Genomic DNA, 17207 nt, shown 5'->3' on the forward strand with positions numbered 1-17207 from the left:
TTCAATGAAGAATCTGGAGAATAAAAGCTTTATCATCCGCTGCCTGAAGGCGGTTGCATCTCCATCAGGTGTTTGCCGCTGCGGGAATACCTTCAGCTGGCTGCAGCTCTCTTTTCTCTTTATGTTTGTAACGGCCTCCTTGATGGCACCGTTGACAGTTTCGTTTCTGAAAATGGATCGTTTCAGCGTTGCATCTTTCGTGCCGTCAGCGATTCAAAAGGTGAATGATACATTTGCTGATCAATTACAAGGTGTTCAAATCAGAAATGGAAAACTAACAGGCGTGAAGAGCTCTGAGAGGATTGAAGATGGGCAGAATGTGATGGCGGTCGATATGAAGCATGAATATGAGACAAACGGTGAAAATGGGCGATTGAAAGTGAAGGGATTTGACAACGCCATCGTATTTCAGCCTGATCGACTGGTAATGACCGATCAAAACGGAGCAGGGTTTTCTGTTGGCTATGCAAAAATGGACGTTAAGCTCGAGAATCCAAACGCCCATGATGTAGAGGTTTTGATCGATACATTGTGGTTGGCGCAGTATAAGCCGATGATTATGCTCCTGGCATATGCGGTGATTTTGATGATCCAGCTGTTTGTAACGGTTGTTCTTGCCGGAGGCCTTTGGATCACAAAAAGATCAAACATGGTCTCTATTGCGTCATTCAAGGAAGCGGCATCTATAGCGATTTGCGCTTCAGCACTGCCGGCATTTGCGGCAGCTGCTATCGGCCTGGTTCATTTTGACTTAATTACTGTATTGATGATCCATTCGTGCGGCGTCACTTTGATGATCACTTTGGCATTTAGATATTTGACAAAAACCCGCCGTGATAATGGAAACTTACATTCGGGAGGAAATGATGATAAATCAGCGGTTATTTGAGATTGATGAATGGAAAATCAAAACAAATACATTTCAAAAGGAGCACATGCGGCTGCTGGAAAGCCTGACGTCTCTTGCCAACGGCTATATGGGGGTCAGAGGGAATTTTGAAGAAGGCTATTCAGGCGACAGTCACCAAGGCACATATATTGCAGGCGTGTGGTTCCCTGACAAAACGCGAGTAGGCTGGTGGAAAAACGGGTATCCGGAATATTTCGGTAAAGTAATCAATGCGATGAACTTTATGGGCATAGGCTTATATGTTGACGGTGAAAAAATTGATCTCTATCAAAATCAAATCGAATCATTTGAGGTGGAACTCAATATGAAAGAGGGGATTCTGCGGCGAAGCGCTGTTGTCCGCATTCAGGATAAAACCGTCAGAATCAGCTCGGAGCGATTTCTTAGCCTTGCTGTAAAAGAACTTTGCGCGATTCATTATGAAGCGGAGTGTTTGACGGGAGATGCTGTCATTACGCTTGTTCCATACCTGGATGGAAATGTGGCAAATGAAGATTCTAACTACCAAGAACAGTTTTGGCAGGAAGAAGTGAAAGGGGCTGATTCCCACAGCGGCTATTTAGCGGCAAAAACGATCGAAAATCCATTTAGAACACCGCGTTTTACTGTTTTAGCCGCAATGGCAAACGTGACAGATGGCTTTGTGAGTGAAAGCTCTCAAACAGCCGGGATGTATGTTGAGAATCGCTACAGCTACCAAACGAAGGCATCTTTGAAAAAGTTTATTATCGTCACGACTTCCCGTGATTTTCGGGAAGAAGAATTGTTAACGAAAGCTAAGGAGCTTTTGGCGAATGCTGTTGAGAACGGTTACGAAGAAGCAAAACGGAGGCACACTGATCAATGGAAGGAAAGATGGTCAAAAGCGGACATTGAGATTAAAGGGGATGAGGAGCTTCAGCAAGGAATCCGCTACAATATCTTTCAGTTATTCTCGACATACTACGGGGGCGATGCCCGTTTGAATATCGGGCCAAAAGGATTTACTGGCGAGAAATATGGAGGTGCCGCATATTGGGATACAGAGGCTTACGCTGTTCCGATGTATTTGGCGACAGCCGAGCCAGAGGTGACGAAAAACCTGCTTTTGTACCGCTATCATCAGTTGGAGCCTGCTAAACGAAACGCCGCAAAATTGGGGATGAAGGGGGCCCTTTATCCGATGGTGACGTTTACAGGGGATGAATGCCACAACGAATGGGAGATCACCTTTGAAGAAATTCACCGCAATGGCGCGATCTGCTATGCAATCTACAATTACATCAATTATACAGGCGACCGCGGCTATATGGAGGAATATGGGATAGACGTTCTTGTGGCAGTCAGCAGATTCTGGGCCGACCGCGTTCACTTCTCGAAACGAAAAAACAAGTATATGATCCATGGCGTCACAGGGCCGAATGAATATGAAAACAACGTTAACAACAATTGGTATACAAATGTCATTGCGGCTTGGACGTTGGAGTATACATTAGAAAATCTCGAAAGTATCTCAGCGGAGAAACGCCGCCTTCTTGATATACAGGAAGAAGAATTGAGCGTCTGGAGAGAAATCATCCAGCACATGTACTATCCGTATAGTGAAGAACTGCAGATTTTCGTTCAGCATGACACATTCTTGGACAAAGACCTGCAAACAGTTGATGAATTAGATCCAGCTGATCGGCCTCTTTATCAGAATTGGTCATGGGACAAAATTCTCCGCTCCAATTTTATTAAGCAGGCAGATGTTCTCCAAGGCATGTATTTTTTTAATGACCTTTTTACAATAGAAGAAAAACGGCGACACTTTGAATTTTATGAACCGATGACTGTTCATGAATCAAGCCTATCGCCCTCTGTCCATGCGATTCTCGCAGCCGAACTCAGGCTGGAACAAAAAGCGCTCGAATTATATAAGCGCACAGCAAGGCTTGATCTTGATAATTACAATCATGATACGGAAGAAGGCTTGCATATTACTTCAATGACGGGAAGCTGGCTGGCAATTGTTCACGGTTTTGCGGGCATGCGCACCGCGAATGAGACGCTGTCATTTCATCCGTTTTTACCGAAGGAATGGGACGGCTATTCATTCAACATCAATTATCGAAACCGATTACTCAATGTGACGGTTGACGAAAGGAGCGCCGTGTTTGAGCTTGTAAAAGGCGAGCCGCTGCATATGAAAGTTTATGAGGAACCGGTTGTCCTAAAGGGACGATGTGAAAGGAGAATCCCTAATGAATGAATGGTGGAAAGAAGCTGTCGTTTATCAAATTTACCCGCGCAGTTTTTATGATGCCAATGGAGATGGATTCGGGGATTTGCAAGGTGTGATTCAAAAGCTGGATTACATCAAAAATCTCGGGGCGGATGTCATCTGGCTCTCCCCGGTGTTTGATTCCCCGCAGGATGACAACGGCTACGATATCAGTGACTACAAAAACATGTACGAAAAGTTTGGGACAAATGAAGATATGTTTCAGCTGATAGATGAAGTGCATAAACGCGGAATGAAAATCGTCATGGATTTGGTTGTGAACCACACGTCGGATGAACATGCCTGGTTTGCTGAAAGCCGTAAATCGAAGGACAATCCTTACCGGGATTATTATTTTTGGAAAGATCCTAAACCGGACGGCTCAGAGCCGAATAATTGGGGATCGATCTTTTCAGGCTCGGCGTGGACATACGATGAAAGGACAGGACAGTATTATTTGCACTACTTTTCGAAAAAACAGCCTGATTTAAATTGGGAAAATGACGCCGTTCGCCGGGAAGTTTATGATGTAATGAGATTCTGGATGGATAAAGGCGTTGACGGCTGGCGAATGGATGTGATCGGCTCCATTTCCAAACACACCGATTTTCCGGACTACGAAACGGATCACACCCGCAGCTATATCGTCGGCCGTTATCACTCTAACGGCCCCCGACTTCATGAGTTTATTCAAGAGATGAACAGGGAAGTGCTTTCTCATTACGACTGCATGACGGTTGGAGAGGCAAACGGCTCTGATATTGAAGAGGCGAAAAAGTACACAGACGCAGGCAGGCAAGAGCTGAATATGATCTTTACATTTGAACATATGGATATTGATACAGAACAAAACTCGCCAAATGGAAAATGGCAGATCAAACCGTTCGATTTGGTTGCTTTAAAAAAGACGATGACAAGGTGGCAGACTGGGTTAATGAATGTCGGCTGGAATACCCTGTATTTTGAAAACCATGACCAGCCGAGGGTTATTTCCCGCTGGGGCAATGACGGGAAGCTGCGTAAGGAATGTGCGAAGGCATTTGCAACGGTTCTGCACGGCATGAAAGGAACGCCGTTTATTTACCAGGGAGAAGAAATCGGTATGGTTAACAGCGATATGCCGCTGGAGATGTATGACGATCTTGAAATCAAAAATGCTTATCGTGAGCTAGTCGTTGAAAACAAAACGATGTCAGAAAAAGAGTTTCTCAAAGCCGTGATGACAAAAGGACGGGACCATGCGAGAACACCGATGCAGTGGGATGCCGGAAAACATGCGGGATTCACAGCCGGAGACCCGTGGATACCGGTAAATTCCCGATATCAAGCTATCAATGTGAAAGAGTCCTTGGAAGATCAAGATTCCATTTTCTATTACTATCAGAAGCTCATTCAATTACGAAAGCAATATAAGATCATCATCTATGGCAATTATCAGCTGCTGCAGGAAAATGATCCGCAAGTTTTTTCTTACCTCCGAGAATATCAAGGGGAAAAGCTTCTCGTCGTTGTGAATTTGTCGGAAGAAAAGGCGCTGTTCGAAGCGCCTCCGGAACTGATTCATGAGCGTTGGAAAGTGCTGATTTCGAACTATCCGCAGGAGCCGGCTGACTTGAAAAGTATTAGCCTCAAACCTTATGAAGCTGTGATGGGCATTAGCATATGAGAGCGGTCATTTTTGATTTAGACGGAGTGATAACAGATACAGCTGAATTTCATTTTCTTGCGTGGAAGCACATCGCAGAACAAATCAATATCCCCTTTGACAGAGACATGAATGAAAGGCTAAAAGGAATCAGCCGAGAAGCGTCACTTGAAAGGATACTTATTTTTGGCGGAGCGGAAAAAAAGTATACAAATGCTGAGAAACAAGAACTCATGCATCAAAAGAATCAATATTATCAAACATTGATCAGCAAATTGACGCCGGAAGATCTTTTGCCGGGAATCGGCAGTTTTCTTTGTGAATTAAAAAACGAAAATATAAAAATCGGGTTAGCATCCTCTAGCCGCAATGCCCGCGCGATCTTAAAACGTTTGGCGATTAGTGATGATTTTCATGCCATTGTTGACCCGGCAGCTCTTGCGAAGGGGAAGCCCGATCCTGAAATCTTTTTAACAGCTGCAGCGCTGCTCGATGTTTCCCCGGCTGATTGCGCGGCAATAGAAGACGCAGAAGCAGGCATTTCCGCAATCAAATCCGCAGGGATGTTTGCGGTTGGAGTCGGTCAAGAACAGTCGATGCTTGGTGCTGATCTGGTTGTGAGGCAGACGAGTGATCTGACACTTGAGCTGTTACACGGGGAATGGGAGCAGTATAGAATCAAAAGTGTTTAAATGAAAAAACCTGCAAGAGACGCAGCTCTTGCAGGTTTTGTTGTGACTATTTGTCTTCTGTGTGAGTCAAAATTTTGTCAATCAGGCCGTATTCAAGCGCTTCTTCAGCAGACTTGAAGTTATCACGGTCTGTGTCGCGTTCGATTACTTCAAGCGGCTGGCCAGTACGTTCAGCAAGGACTTTGTTTAATTTGTCGCGAAGCAAGAGAATGCGTTTCGCGGCAATTTCAATTTCTGTCGCTTGACCTTGCGCACCGCCAAGAGGCTGGTGAATCATGACTTCACTGTTTGGAAGCGCATAGCGTTTGCCTTTTTCACCGGCTGCAAGCAGGAACGCGCCCATTGACGCAGCCATACCGATACAAATTGTAGATACTTTCGGTTTAATAAACTGCATGGTATCATAGATCGCCATACCGGCTGTAATAGAGCCGCCCGGGCTGTTGATGTAAAGAGAAATTTCTTTTTCAGGGTCTTCTGCTGCTAAGAATAAAAGCTGTGACACGATGGAGTTCGCAACGTTGTCATCAATCGCAGATCCAAGCATGATGATACGATCCTTTAATAGACGAGAATAAATGTCATATGCTCTTTCCCCGCGGTTCGTTTGTTCAATGACTGTAGGTATTAAATTCATAATGCTCCTCCTTCACCTTTTAGGTAAGTATGTAGTTACATGATACATTTTTGGTCAATAAAGGTCAAACAAAAAGCTGGCCTGATATGCAAAGTCGTCTCTTTTTCCCATTTTCCCCAAAAATACAGGGGTTCAAACCATCTTATGTCAAATTGCAAATTAAGATGCTGTGTCTATTTAAAAAGCGGCCTCTCGAAATAGAGGGTTGTTATTTGAATGAAATTATCGTATAATTAGTTGTGCTGACGTTCCATAACGCAGTCCATATGCGCTCGTAGCTCAGTTGGATAGAGCGGTGGTTTCCGGTACCACGTCTGTCGGGGGTTCGAATCCCTCCGAGCGCGTCCAATAGAACAACAGGAAAGACAAGGGTTTGGCATTTTGCCGCTCTTGTCTTTTTTGTTTCATAAATCTTTCTTGCTGCAACATAAATTTTCCTCCTCTCGGGCAGTTTATGAGATGTGCGATATTGAATTTGCGAGGAGGATGAACATGGGTATTTTAAGCGGAAACCCGCAGGATGAACCGATGCATTATGGTGAGATATTCGGCTTGTGGAGTTATGTGATGGCGGGCAATAAAATGGTCGGCAATTACCAGATGCTATTGCATCATGTCGGTGATGACGACCTGAAGAAGCTGCTACGTGAGTCTATTGAGAAATGCCAAGATGAAATCAAACAGGTCAGCACGATCCTGAAAGAAAACGGGGTGGCGCTGCCGCCGGCTTCTCCTGAACCGCCGACAGCAGATCTTAACGATATTCCGCCTGGTGCACGGTTTCTCGATCCGGATGTGGCGGCCTCCGCGGCAGCGGAAAATGCTGCAGGTCTTGTGACATGCAGCAAAATGATGGGGCAATCGATTCGTGAGGATATTGCCATGATGTTTGGGCAATTTCATATATCAAAAGCGGCAACCGGCGCAAAATACTTAAGGCTGCTAAAAAACAAAGGCTGGCTCATCCCGCCGCCGCTTCATCTTCAAAAACATCACGACGCTTAATGGCAAAGGCATATACAGCTGTATATGCCTTTATTTTATGAAGAAGACGTAAGACGCAAGCCGATGACGCCGGCTAGGATAAGGCAAAGAGAAATCACCTGTGAGAGCTGAAACCGCTCCTTAAACCAAATGAGCCCGACTGCCGAAACGCCAATGCTGCCAATGCCGGTCCAGACGGCATAAGCGACTCCGGCAGGCAGGACGATCATCGCTTGGGACAGGCAGTAAAAGGATAAGCCGAATCCAAGCGTCATCACAATGATCGGCCATTTTTTTCTTGTCCCATCAATATATTTCATGGCAACGGCAGCTATAATTTCTTCTATGCCGGCAATCACTAATAAAAACCATGCCATTATTGTTCACCTCCCGGCTGAGATTTGCTTTCTTTCGTAAATAATTTCATTCCTAAAATGCCAGCCAGCAACAAAGCTAGAAAGAACATCTGGGCTGCTGAGAAGGATTCGCCCAGAACAATTCCGGTCATATATGTTCCGACGGTTCCGATTCCGACAAACACAGTGTACGCCGCGGCCATCGGGATTTTTCGATAAGAGCGGATCAACAATAGAAAGCTGATCGCGATCAAGATAAAAATGATGACCCAATCCAAAAGCGAATCGGCATGTTTGAGGGAAGAGGCCCAAACAACTTCTAAAAGTCCTGCAATCAAAACAAGAACCCAATTCAAATGAAACACCTCTCTAATTTATGAATGAACGTCAGTCATTTTCAGGGCGTTAAAAAATGAGCGGTGTTACCCAGTCATTTTTTAAGCAGTACCTAAACTTCGTTTTAAGAAAGTAAAGATTTCTTTTTTATACACTTCAACATTTTCATCTTGTTCAAATCCGATATAGAATCGTTCCGCAGTGTTCTCGACCAAGTTGATAATCGTTCTGGCCGTCCATTTTGAATTGATTCCTTCCGTTATCTCATGGTTTGCAATGGCCTTATTGATGATTTTTTCAAGCCAGGAATAATAAGGCTGATAGATCGTTTCCCATTTTTCCATGGAGTGGTCGATCGCAAGCCCGGAATAACAGAGGACAATAATATCCTTATGGCGTTCTGTAATGAGAAATGTCTCATCAATTAATATATCTAAAACGGTCCAAAAATCCTCGTCCCCATGCAGCCTGCCTTTGATTTGATCAAATGTATGGGTGAGAAGATTTTCTGCAATGGCCGGTATGAGGGCATTTTTAGATGAGAAATACAAATAGAATGTTCCTTGTGCAGTGCCGGCCTTTTTGACAATATCAGAAATAGAAGCCTTATCCAGGCCTTTTTCAGAAATGACTTCTATGGCTGCCAGCAGAATTTTTTCATATTTGCCCGATGTTTGTTTTGGCAAGAGGAACACCTCCTAGAAATGACTGACTCTCATTCATTTTATCGCGTGTATGTATGTTTGTAAAGAATAAAGAAGCAAGAAAACCTCTTGCTTCTTTATTTATCATAATCAATTGCGGCTTTTGGGAGCCCGGTATACTTTGCCCAGTAATAAATCGCCAGTGAGCCGATCGCGACTAAAATGAGGTCGACGGGATTGCTGATGATCCCTAAACCATGTCCGAAAGAACCGATGTAGGAAAAGATCAGCATCATAATATAAAACCCGATAAGCCACCAGGCTGATTTCAGCTGCTGAGCGAGGCTGACATCTTCTTTAGGCGTATATTTGCTGAAACAGAGATAGATCAAAAACATCACGAGCTGTGAACCGAGCAGCCAGGAGACTGTTCTCCATCCTGACCAGTACACGATAAACGCTGTAAATATAAAGGAAAGCGGACCGATAATGCTCATTCCTTTTAAATAAAACGGCCTGTCTAAGTCCTTCGCGTTAACCCTCAGCGCAGCAGAAGAAATAGGTGCAATCGCATATGAAAGAATGAGCGCGACTGAACAGACATTGACGAGCGCGTTCCACGAAGGAAAGGGAAGTGTCCAGAAAATGGACAGGGCAAACGAAAGCCAAAGTGAAGCGCGGGGTGTCCCCGTTTCTTTATTGACCTTTGAGAATATGCCAAATAATGTCCCGTTGCGCGCCCAGGCGTAAACGAGCCGAGATGTCGTATTCATAAAAATATTCCCGTTTCCTCCTGGAGACAGAATGGCGTCTAAAATGACAAGCGTTGCAAGCCAGCCTAACCCAAGCATGACCGCAATATCCTTAAACGGCAATGAGAACTCCCGGCCTATTGCCGGCCAGCCATGCTTCAGCGTTTCTGTCGGAATTGCACCAATAAAGGTGACCTGCAAAACAGTGTAAATGATGGTTGAAACGATGATGCAAATGATTAAAGCGATCGGGATATTACGCTTTGGATTTTGCACTTCACCTGCTACAGATACAATTGGATGCAGGCCGAGATACGCAAACATCACGCCGCCTGTCGAGATGGCGGCCTGAATACCTGTAAATCCAAACGGTGCAAATCCTTCAACGGATAAGTTCTCCGGCTGAAAATGAAAGATCAGCACGATAATGATGGTAATCGGCACAATGTATTTAAAAATCGATATGATGAAATTCGCCTTAGCGAAGGTTTTGACGCTCCAATAGTTCAGCAGGAAAAACAAGCATAATAAGGCAAACTGCAAGATCCAGCCGGAAATGGTCGGTGAATCAGATCCTTTAATGGTCAGGCCGGGAAACCAATAAGCCACATACTGGCGCACAGCGGTCACTTCAATGGAAATCAAGCTTGTGTAAGCGACAATCGTGACAAACGAAATTAAATAGCCGACAAGGTGGCCATGTGAATAAACGGGGTATCGAATGATGCCTCCGGTACGGGGCAGAGCGGCTCCGAGCTCTGCATATACGAGCCCGATTAACAAGATAATGGCTCCTCCGAGGATCCAGGAAAAAGCGCCGGAGGGCCCAGCTTTTGAAGCGACATTACTGACAGCGAACAGCCACGCTGATCCAAAGATGGCTCCCATCCCAATTAAAATCAGATCAAACAGAGACATTGATTTCTGAAAATTTCCTTGTTTAGACATTCGCTTCCTCCTTCGAAACCAGCCTTATATTCCTTACAATGCCCAATATGTAACAGAGAATACCGCCCTTAATAAAAAAACAGGCGCAGCCTGCGCTGCACCTGTTTTTATTTATGAATCGAATCAAAGTGTTTTACTGTTATATTTTTGAAGGAGGCTGTGCCGCCATCAGAAAAAAGGGTAATGCCTTTATCTTCAGGCTTTGGGAAGACTTCATTTGAAAAAACGGTTTTCCCGTCGCCAACAAATACTTCTATCGTTGTTTTATCAACAAGTATTTTCAAATGCACCTTACGTTTGCTTCCATCATAAGGAGCTTTGCTTTCGACATAGGTATTGCTTTTGTCAGGCTGATTTGTGGCTGCTCTATTGACATATGCATAGCCGCCTTCAGCGAAAATGCCGACATCAATATGGCGTTTTTGGTCTTCTGATTCTCTTAGCCTGACGCCTGCATTCTTTAGCACTGACCAAGAAAGATCCGTATCAAGCTGGTACGTATCACCTGTTATCGACAGTGTTTTTGATCCGTTCACATCCTGATCCTCTATTTTGTCAGTTGAAACAGTCAGCTGCTCCAAAGCTTCAATCGGCTGTGAGACGAGGCTGTATGTTCCGTCCTGCTCCTGCAGCCGGAGTTCGCGTATGACAGAATCTGTGCCGTTAAAGCCATTCTTCATTGTCGGGGTGTTGTTGGCATAATCCCAATTGTTCATCCAGGCAAGCGCATACCGCTTTTCTGATGGATCTGTGCTTTTGCTGTCTTCGAACGTCACACCGCCGTACCAGTCAAAACCATAGTCAAGCCATTGGGCTTCAGTCTGATCCGCTGTGAATTCTTTTCCGTCGAAGCTTCCGGTCCAGTAGGCGTACGTATTTGGTTTGCCCCACGGTTTACCGTTAGCGCTCGCACCGAGAACCCATTTATTCGTTCCGTCGCTTGCCCGCATCATGTAGAGGTCAGGACATTCGACCATTCCCGCCTGCTCTGGGAAGAATCCGCTTGTGTAATGCCAGTCCTTAAGATTATCGGATTCATAAAAGCCGATTTTTGATCCTTCAGCCATGACCATGACCCATTTGTTATCCTGGTCATCCCATATCACTTTCGGATCTCTAAAATCGTCTGTGCCCGGATTAGGCATAACGGGGTTGCCACTGTAGAATTTGAATGATTTTCCTTTGTCTGTGCTGTACCACAAATATTGTTCCTGTTTTTTGTCTTTGGCTGAGGGCTGTGTCACAATCGCGACAAGCGCATTTTTCCCGAAGCCGGCTGTGTTCTCTTTATCCACCACGACGGAACCGGTCCAAATATCACCGTCCGGGTTTGTATATTTCGGAATCGCCACGCCTTCATCGGTCCAGTGCACCAAATCCTCTGAGACGGCATGGCGCCATTCTGTGCCGTTGCCTTTGGGGTAATCCCGGTTATATAGATAGAAATAATGATACTTGCCATCAAAATAGATCGGTTTTTGAGGGTCATTTTTCCATTTATCCGGCGTCGTAAAATGATATGCCGCCCGGTAGTCCGGTTTCTGTGTTGTTTTTGTTTTTTGGTCATGTCCTTCTTTTGGAAATAAGTCGATAAACAGCAATATTCCTAAAAAGCTCAGGAATACGGTTAGCCATTTGCCTGTTTTTTTATAGTTCATATGGGATTCACCTTTATGATGTTGATAAGAAATAAAAGAAAATGCCAATAGGATATCGGCATTTTCTTTTGCGTTTTTATTAGTTAACTGTTAATTGTCCTTGTTCAAGGATGCTGTTTTTCACAACAGATGTTTTCTTGCCTTTGATGTTCAGCAGGAAGCTTGGCGCAAACGTTGATTGTTTGTCTGCGTAGAATCCTCTGTTTGTCATGTAGCTTGTAATCACGACATTGTTTCCTTTCGCTTGAGGTACAGCGAAGTGTGAGTAAGTAAAGGTTACATCGTTAGGATCAAGATCCATTTTTAACACAAGGCCAGTTTTGTTCAGCGGCTTGTATGGGCCAGTTAAAGAATTAGAAACATAGCCAAGCATGTAAATATCGTTAGACGTGATGCCGTCAATCGTCATTTTTGACCCGCGGGAGTCAGTGAACAGATACCATTTGCCGTTCATTTTAAAGACGTTCGCACGTTCAATTTCGTCTGTTACTGTGTTAGATGCAATCAGCGGTTTCATCACTTTTTTCAGTGTGTAGTCATCGTTTAGCTCAATCATGCCGAGTGCGCCGTTAGCTAATTCAGCAGTGCGCTTTTTATCACTTTGCAGAAGTTTTTGACTTTCTTGACGGAAGAACGATGTGCTTTTGCCATAGTATGCTTTGTTAAATAAAGATTCTTCGCCTTGGTAGCCATCTTCAGTTCCAGTGTTTGCTTCAAATACTAAGTATTTGTGGCCTTTATCTTCTACGTAGTGAGGATCTCTCAGCGTATGGTTATCGCCTGAGCTGTAGTTGCCTTCATCGATGAACTGCTGTACATTTTGATACGTTTTGCCATCGCCGTCAAAGATTGATTTATGATCCTCTACACCGTTAATGTTCAAAGAGTTGTCTGATGTTGATACGTTAACTTGTGCAGTTGTCAGTGTTTGTTTGCCGTAATGTGTACCGGAAAAGTCAGTGTAGAACAAACGGATGTGACCGTCAGATGTGAATGTCGCTGAGCCAGACCATTCTTGTGTTTGTTCTTTCAGGATTGAATCATTTGCATCGAATTTGTCGCTGTCTTTGAAGACGCGGCCAGCGTTTTTCCAGCTGTCAATAGAAGTTTCGCCGACTTTTTGATAGAACATGTAGATAGATGTGTCATCCGCATTTTTAGGATCTCCGGCTAATGCAAAGACGATGTGGTAGCCGTGATAGTTTGCGACTGTGCCGTCAGCGTTTTGCAATGGCCAGCTGTCCCAAACGTCAAGGCCTTTTGCAGAAGAGATGTTTTTAATTGTGGACGAATCGAATTCAGGCACTTGATATTTTTCATTTTTTTGCTGTTCAGGGATTTGCAGCATATCATGGCGTGTAATATGGGAAATGCCGTAAGTTTCTTTATATGGTTTTTGAGTTGTTTCTTTCGCAAACGCTTGAGTTGCGCCTCCTGCCAGCAGTGCAGTAGTAAAGGTTAGTACTGTTGCTTGTTTTGCAAACTTTTTGATGTTCATCGTTCATGTCTCCTTTTTGTATGTACTGTGTTAGCGGTCTGCTTCTTCCAGCCCTCCTGTTTGAAGTTGGCAAGTCAGTTACGCACAATAAAAAAGACCTAAAATATGTAAGGGGTGACGCCAAAGTATACACTTTGCCCTTTACACATTTTAGGTCTTGCCTGCTTTATCAGTAACAAACCTGCGTGATTTACTTTTCGACCTCATTCTATTAGACTCTCGTTTGGATTGCAACTGGTCTATTTTCCTCTTTTGTTTGATAGAAAAACATAAACGGATTATAAGATTACAGGTCTAAGGAACTAAAATATCTATCGATTTCTTTTCGTTCTCTGCATTTTTTATTGCCTCTGTCGCATAGGCATAAAGTTGTCTTTTTAATAATAATTCAGAAAATACCACATGATCTCATCCCGCTAAACAAACGTGAACGGCGTGTATACGTGATCGATTAAAAAGGATCTCTAACTGAGGGATATTTCAAAATATTTGAAACGTTCATAGCCTGGTAACGTACAAAGCTATGGGAGGTGGAGGAATGAAGCAGAATAAAAGAAAGCATTTTCAGACGTTATTTGAGACATTAGGCGAAAAACATCAGTTTAACGGGACGGTTCTGGCTGCGGAGGGTGGCGATATTTTATATCATCACTCTTTTGGTTATGCGGAAATGACTGAAAAACGCCCGTTGCAAACCAACTCTTTGTTTGAGTTAGCGTCTCTGTCGAAGCCTTTTACAGCTTTGGGAATCATCTTGCTGGAGGAGATGGGGATTCTTGGCTATGAAGACCAAGTGGGTCGCTGGCTGCCTGGCTTTCCGTATCAGGGTGTAACGATTCGGCATTTATTGAACCATACGTCAGGGCTTCCTGATTATATGGGATGGTTTTTTGCCAATTGGGATCAAAACAAGATTGCGGTGAATCAGGATATTGTCGATATGCTGATGAATGAGGGGCTGCCCGGTTATTTTGAGCCAAATGAAGGCTGGCTGTACAGCAATACAGGGTATGTTCTGCTGGCGGTTATCATTGAAAAAGCATCTGGCATGAGTTATGCGGATTTTATGAAAACAAGTATTTTTTCACCGATCGGCATGAATGAAACAAGAGTGTATAACAGGAGGCTTTTGCCTGAGCGAATTGACCATTATGCATATGGATATGTGTATGATGTACACTCCGAAACATACGTCCTTCCAGACGACCTGGAGGAAACGAACTATGTTGTGTACCTTGATGGCATACAAGGGGATGGGACGGTGAACTCTGTCACAAGCGATTTATTTCGTTTTGATCAGGCTTTATACCAGGACGAATTCATCAGCAAGGCTTCTAAGGAATCCGCGTTTTCTCCAGTGCGCCTCAATAATGGAGAAACAATTGATTATGGCTTTGGCTGGGTACTGCAAAACAGTCCTGAAAAAGGGCGGGTTGTCAGCCACAGCGGAGGATGGCCCGGCTATTCGACGATGATGATCCGATATATCGATCATCGTAAAACGCTGATCTATTTGAGTAATAAGGAAGAGGATACTGAATATGAACAAGCGATTCTGAAGGCGGCGGAACATATTCTATTTGGCCAGCCATATGAGGTCCCGGAACGTCCTGCTGATAAAAAGAAAAAAGCAATTGATACGGCGATATACAGCCGCTATGTTGGCAGCTACTTGTTTCAGGATGGGACGGCTGCACAGGTGACAGCCGAGAATGAACGGCTTTATTTGGAGATCACCGGGCAGCTGAGACTGGAGTTATTCCCTTCCTCGGAAACGCGTTTTTTTCTGCGAGCATTGTCTGTTGAAGTCGAGTTTATGTTAGGCGAGGATGCTGCGAAAAGCTTTATCCTCTATGAGGATGGCTCAGAGGAAGAAGCGGTCCGTACGAATTAGAAAGGAATGAATTTGATGATCGGAATATTAGCCGGAATGGGGCCGAAATCGACCTCGCCGTTTATTGATAAGGTGATTGATTACTGTCAGAAGCTGTATGGGGCTTCAAACGATATTGACTACCCGCACATGATGATCTATTCATGCCCGACGCCCTTCTATGCAGATCGTCCAATTGACCATGCTGAGATGAAAAAAGCGATTATCGACGGGGCGGTAAAGCTCGAGAAAACAGGCGTTGATTTCATTGCGCTGCCTTGTAATACGGCGCATGTCTACTATGAAGAGATTCAGCAGGCACTGTCGGTTCCTATGTTGCATATTGTTGAGGAAACGATAAAAGAGATTCCGCATCCTGCAAAAAAAGCGGTGGTGTTAGGAACAGAGCCAACCATCCAATCCGCCATCTACCAAAAAGTTCTGGAGGAAAATGGACAAGAAGTTGTTCACAAGGACCATTGGCAGCAGACTGTGAACCAGCTTATCGCCGCAATCAAACAGCCTAATCATATGGAGCATACACAAGCATTGTGGCAGACGCTATATGAAGAAATCAGTCAGCATGCAGACATCATCATTTCAGCCTGCACGGATTTAAATGCGGTGTTAGATCATATTCAAAGTGAGATTCCGATGATAGATTCCTCTGCCTGTCTTGCAAAAAGCACTGTCAGCACATATCTTGCGTATCAAAGCTAGCTTAAGACAAGGACTGTCTTCAAACAGTCCTTGTTTTTTTATGTTCCTATTGTTTGACAGTTAACTGCAATGGTGTTAAAGTAGACATGTAAATAGTTACATGATTTTTTCTGAAGGTGAGGTGGCTCTTGAAGAAGCCGATTTTAAAACCATTCTCCTCTTTAGAGATCAAGGTTGATCCGCCTATCACAATTGGTGAGACAGGCCTGGGACTGAGACGATTTATTCCGGTTCGTTCGGGAACAATAACCGGGAAAGTAAAGGGACGTATTTTGCCGGGCGGCACCGATTCGCAAATGATACGTGCTGACGGCAGAACCGATTTATCTGCCAGGTATGTAATCGAAACAGCAGATCATGAACTGATTTACATTGAAAACAATGGAATACGGCAAGTCAGCGAGCCGTTTCGAAAACAAGCGGCAGCCGGGGAAATCATTGATCCGGAGCATGTTTATTTTCGTACGGTACCGACGTTTGAAACAGGCAGTGAAGCCTATCAATGGCTGCATGACCGCTTGTTTATCGGTTCCGCAGAAAGAACCCCTGATTACGTTCGACTAGACATTTATGAAGTACAGTAAAAGACTAAGGAGAGTGTGAAAGATGGAAAACTTTATCGGAAGCCACATGATTTATACGTATGAAAACGGTTGGGAATACGAGATTTATATTAAAAACGACCATACAATTGATTATAGAATTCATAGCGGAATGGTTGCCGGACGCTGGGTTCGGGATCAGGAAGTGAATATTGTCAAACTGACAGAAGGCGTATATAAAGTGTCTTGGACAGAGCCGACTGGCACGGATGTTTCATTAAACTTTATGCCAAATGAAAAACGCATGCACGGCATTATTTTCTTCCCGAAATGGGTGCATGAACATCCTGAAATTACAGTGTGCTACCAAAATGACCACATTGACTTGATGAAAGAATCACGCGAAAAATATGAAACGTATCCAAAATACGTTGTACCTGAATTTGCGGAAATTACATTTCTGAAAAATGAGGGAGTCGACAATGAAAAAGTGATTTCGAAGGCTCCTTATGAAGGAATGACAGACGATATTCGTGCGGGAAAATTATAAGAAACATCAAAACCCGGAAAAGAGATTTACTTCTCTTTTCCGGGTTTTCTTTTTGCTGAGTATGTGGGAACCATCATAATTCCCGCGAAAAACAGTGTGATGCCAGTCCAGCGCATAGGCTGGTAATAGGCTGTGTCCCGTAAACATAACACGGCCGACAAAATAATGATACAAGCTGCCACAATAATGGCAGCACCAATATATCCTGTTTTCCTCATGT

The 17207-nt window shown here is 44.1% G+C and carries 17 protein-coding genes and 1 tRNA gene; 10 read left to right on the plus strand and 8 right to left on the minus strand.

The window, feature by feature from the left end:
* Positions 1-4: 4 nt before the first annotated feature.
* The 4 genes from BFW96_RS03585 to pgmB are packed head-to-tail and all read left to right on the plus strand — an operon-like array spanning position 5 to position 5489.
* On the plus strand, positions 5-889 hold the full coding sequence (locus BFW96_RS03585; RefSeq protein ID WP_069838663.1) for a DUF1189 domain-containing protein: 885 nt from the start codon (positions 5-7) through the stop codon (positions 887-889).
* Positions 867-3140: a glycoside hydrolase family 65 protein gene (locus BFW96_RS03590; protein ID WP_069838664.1), complete on the plus strand. Its 2274-nt coding sequence runs from the start codon at positions 867-869 to the stop codon at positions 3138-3140. The genes BFW96_RS03585 and BFW96_RS03590 overlap by 23 nt, the downstream gene beginning before the upstream one ends.
* Positions 3133-4818, plus strand: a complete 1686-nt coding sequence (malL, locus tag BFW96_RS03595; protein WP_069838665.1) for an oligo-1,6-glucosidase — start codon at positions 3133-3135, stop codon at positions 4816-4818. The genes BFW96_RS03590 and malL overlap by 8 nt, the downstream gene beginning before the upstream one ends.
* A complete protein-coding gene (pgmB, locus tag BFW96_RS03600; protein WP_069838666.1) occupies positions 4815-5489 on the plus strand; it encodes a beta-phosphoglucomutase in 675 nt (224 codons plus the stop codon). The genes malL and pgmB overlap by 4 nt, the downstream gene beginning before the upstream one ends.
* 46 nt (positions 5490-5535) lie before the next feature.
* Here the strand turns inward: pgmB and clpP are convergent, their stop codons facing one another.
* The gene (gene clpP / locus BFW96_RS03605; protein WP_014665471.1) at positions 5536-6126 is read right to left on the minus strand and encodes an ATP-dependent Clp endopeptidase proteolytic subunit ClpP; all 591 of its coding nucleotides are present in this window, start codon (positions 6124-6126) and stop codon (positions 5536-5538) included.
* A 268-nt stretch (positions 6127-6394) separates the two neighbouring features.
* Here clpP and BFW96_RS03610 point away from each other — a divergent pair.
* Positions 6395-6470 (plus strand) — tRNA-Arg (locus tag BFW96_RS03610).
* A gap of 148 nt (positions 6471-6618) precedes the next feature.
* On the plus strand, positions 6619-7131 hold the full coding sequence (locus BFW96_RS03615; RefSeq protein ID WP_069838667.1) for a DUF3231 family protein: 513 nt from the start codon (positions 6619-6621) through the stop codon (positions 7129-7131).
* A 35-nt stretch (positions 7132-7166) separates the two neighbouring features.
* Here the strand turns inward: BFW96_RS03615 and BFW96_RS03620 are convergent, their stop codons facing one another.
* The 6 genes from BFW96_RS03620 to sacB all read right to left on the minus strand — a co-directional run bounded on the left by BFW96_RS03620 (position 7167) and on the right by sacB (position 13302).
* Positions 7167-7487 carry a DMT family transporter gene (locus BFW96_RS03620; RefSeq protein ID WP_069150367.1) on the minus strand — a complete coding sequence of 107 codons (321 nt, stop codon included), beginning with the start codon at positions 7485-7487 and terminating at the stop codon, positions 7167-7169.
* The gene (locus BFW96_RS03625) at positions 7487-7822 is read right to left on the minus strand and encodes a QacE family quaternary ammonium compound efflux SMR transporter (protein ID WP_014665468.1); all 336 of its coding nucleotides are present in this window, start codon (positions 7820-7822) and stop codon (positions 7487-7489) included. The genes BFW96_RS03620 and BFW96_RS03625 overlap by 1 nt, the downstream gene beginning before the upstream one ends.
* A gap of 81 nt (positions 7823-7903) precedes the next feature.
* Positions 7904-8488: a TetR/AcrR family transcriptional regulator gene (locus BFW96_RS03630; RefSeq protein WP_069838668.1), complete on the minus strand. Its 585-nt coding sequence runs from the start codon at positions 8486-8488 to the stop codon at positions 7904-7906.
* A 95-nt stretch (positions 8489-8583) separates the two neighbouring features.
* On the minus strand, positions 8584-10146 hold the full coding sequence (gene aspP, locus BFW96_RS03635; RefSeq protein ID WP_069838669.1) for an aspartate/proton symporter AspP: 1563 nt from the start codon (positions 10144-10146) through the stop codon (positions 8584-8586).
* A gap of 107 nt (positions 10147-10253) precedes the next feature.
* Positions 10254-11804 (minus strand): 2,6-beta-fructan 6-levanbiohydrolase, encoded by a 1551-nt coding sequence (gene levB, locus BFW96_RS03640; RefSeq protein WP_069838670.1) that lies wholly within the window; start codon positions 11802-11804, stop codon positions 10254-10256.
* 79 nt (positions 11805-11883) lie between these two features.
* Positions 11884-13302 carry a levansucrase gene (sacB, locus tag BFW96_RS03645; protein ID WP_040081740.1) on the minus strand — a complete coding sequence of 473 codons (1419 nt, stop codon included), beginning with the start codon at positions 13300-13302 and terminating at the stop codon, positions 11884-11886.
* A 538-nt stretch (positions 13303-13840) separates the two neighbouring features.
* Between sacB and BFW96_RS03650 the strand changes: the two genes are divergently transcribed.
* The 4 genes from BFW96_RS03650 (at position 13841) to padC (ending at position 16987) form a co-directional block, all read left to right on the plus strand.
* On the plus strand, positions 13841-15196 hold the full coding sequence (locus tag BFW96_RS03650; RefSeq protein WP_069838671.1) for a serine hydrolase: 1356 nt from the start codon (positions 13841-13843) through the stop codon (positions 15194-15196).
* Between the two features lie 15 nt (positions 15197-15211).
* On the plus strand, positions 15212-15895 hold the full coding sequence (gene racX / locus BFW96_RS03655) for a broad specificity amino-acid racemase RacX (RefSeq protein WP_069838672.1): 684 nt from the start codon (positions 15212-15214) through the stop codon (positions 15893-15895).
* Positions 15896-16023: 128 nt separating this feature from the next.
* Positions 16024-16479, plus strand: coding sequence for a DUF3237 domain-containing protein (locus BFW96_RS03660; protein WP_069838673.1), 456 nt, complete (start codon positions 16024-16026; stop codon positions 16477-16479).
* A gap of 22 nt (positions 16480-16501) precedes the next feature.
* The gene (gene padC, locus BFW96_RS03665) at positions 16502-16987 is read left to right on the plus strand and encodes a phenolic acid decarboxylase (protein ID WP_069838674.1); all 486 of its coding nucleotides are present in this window, start codon (positions 16502-16504) and stop codon (positions 16985-16987) included.
* Positions 16988-17013: 26 nt separating this feature from the next.
* Here padC and BFW96_RS03670 read toward each other — a convergent pair whose 3' ends face one another.
* Positions 17014-17205 carry a hypothetical protein gene (locus BFW96_RS03670; protein WP_069838675.1) on the minus strand — a complete coding sequence of 64 codons (192 nt, stop codon included), beginning with the start codon at positions 17203-17205 and terminating at the stop codon, positions 17014-17016.
* Positions 17206-17207 lie beyond the last annotated feature (2 nt).

This window comes from Bacillus sp. F56 (assembly GCF_001748205.1).
Classification (GTDB): Bacteria; Bacillota; Bacilli; order Bacillales; family Bacillaceae; genus Bacillus; species Bacillus stercoris.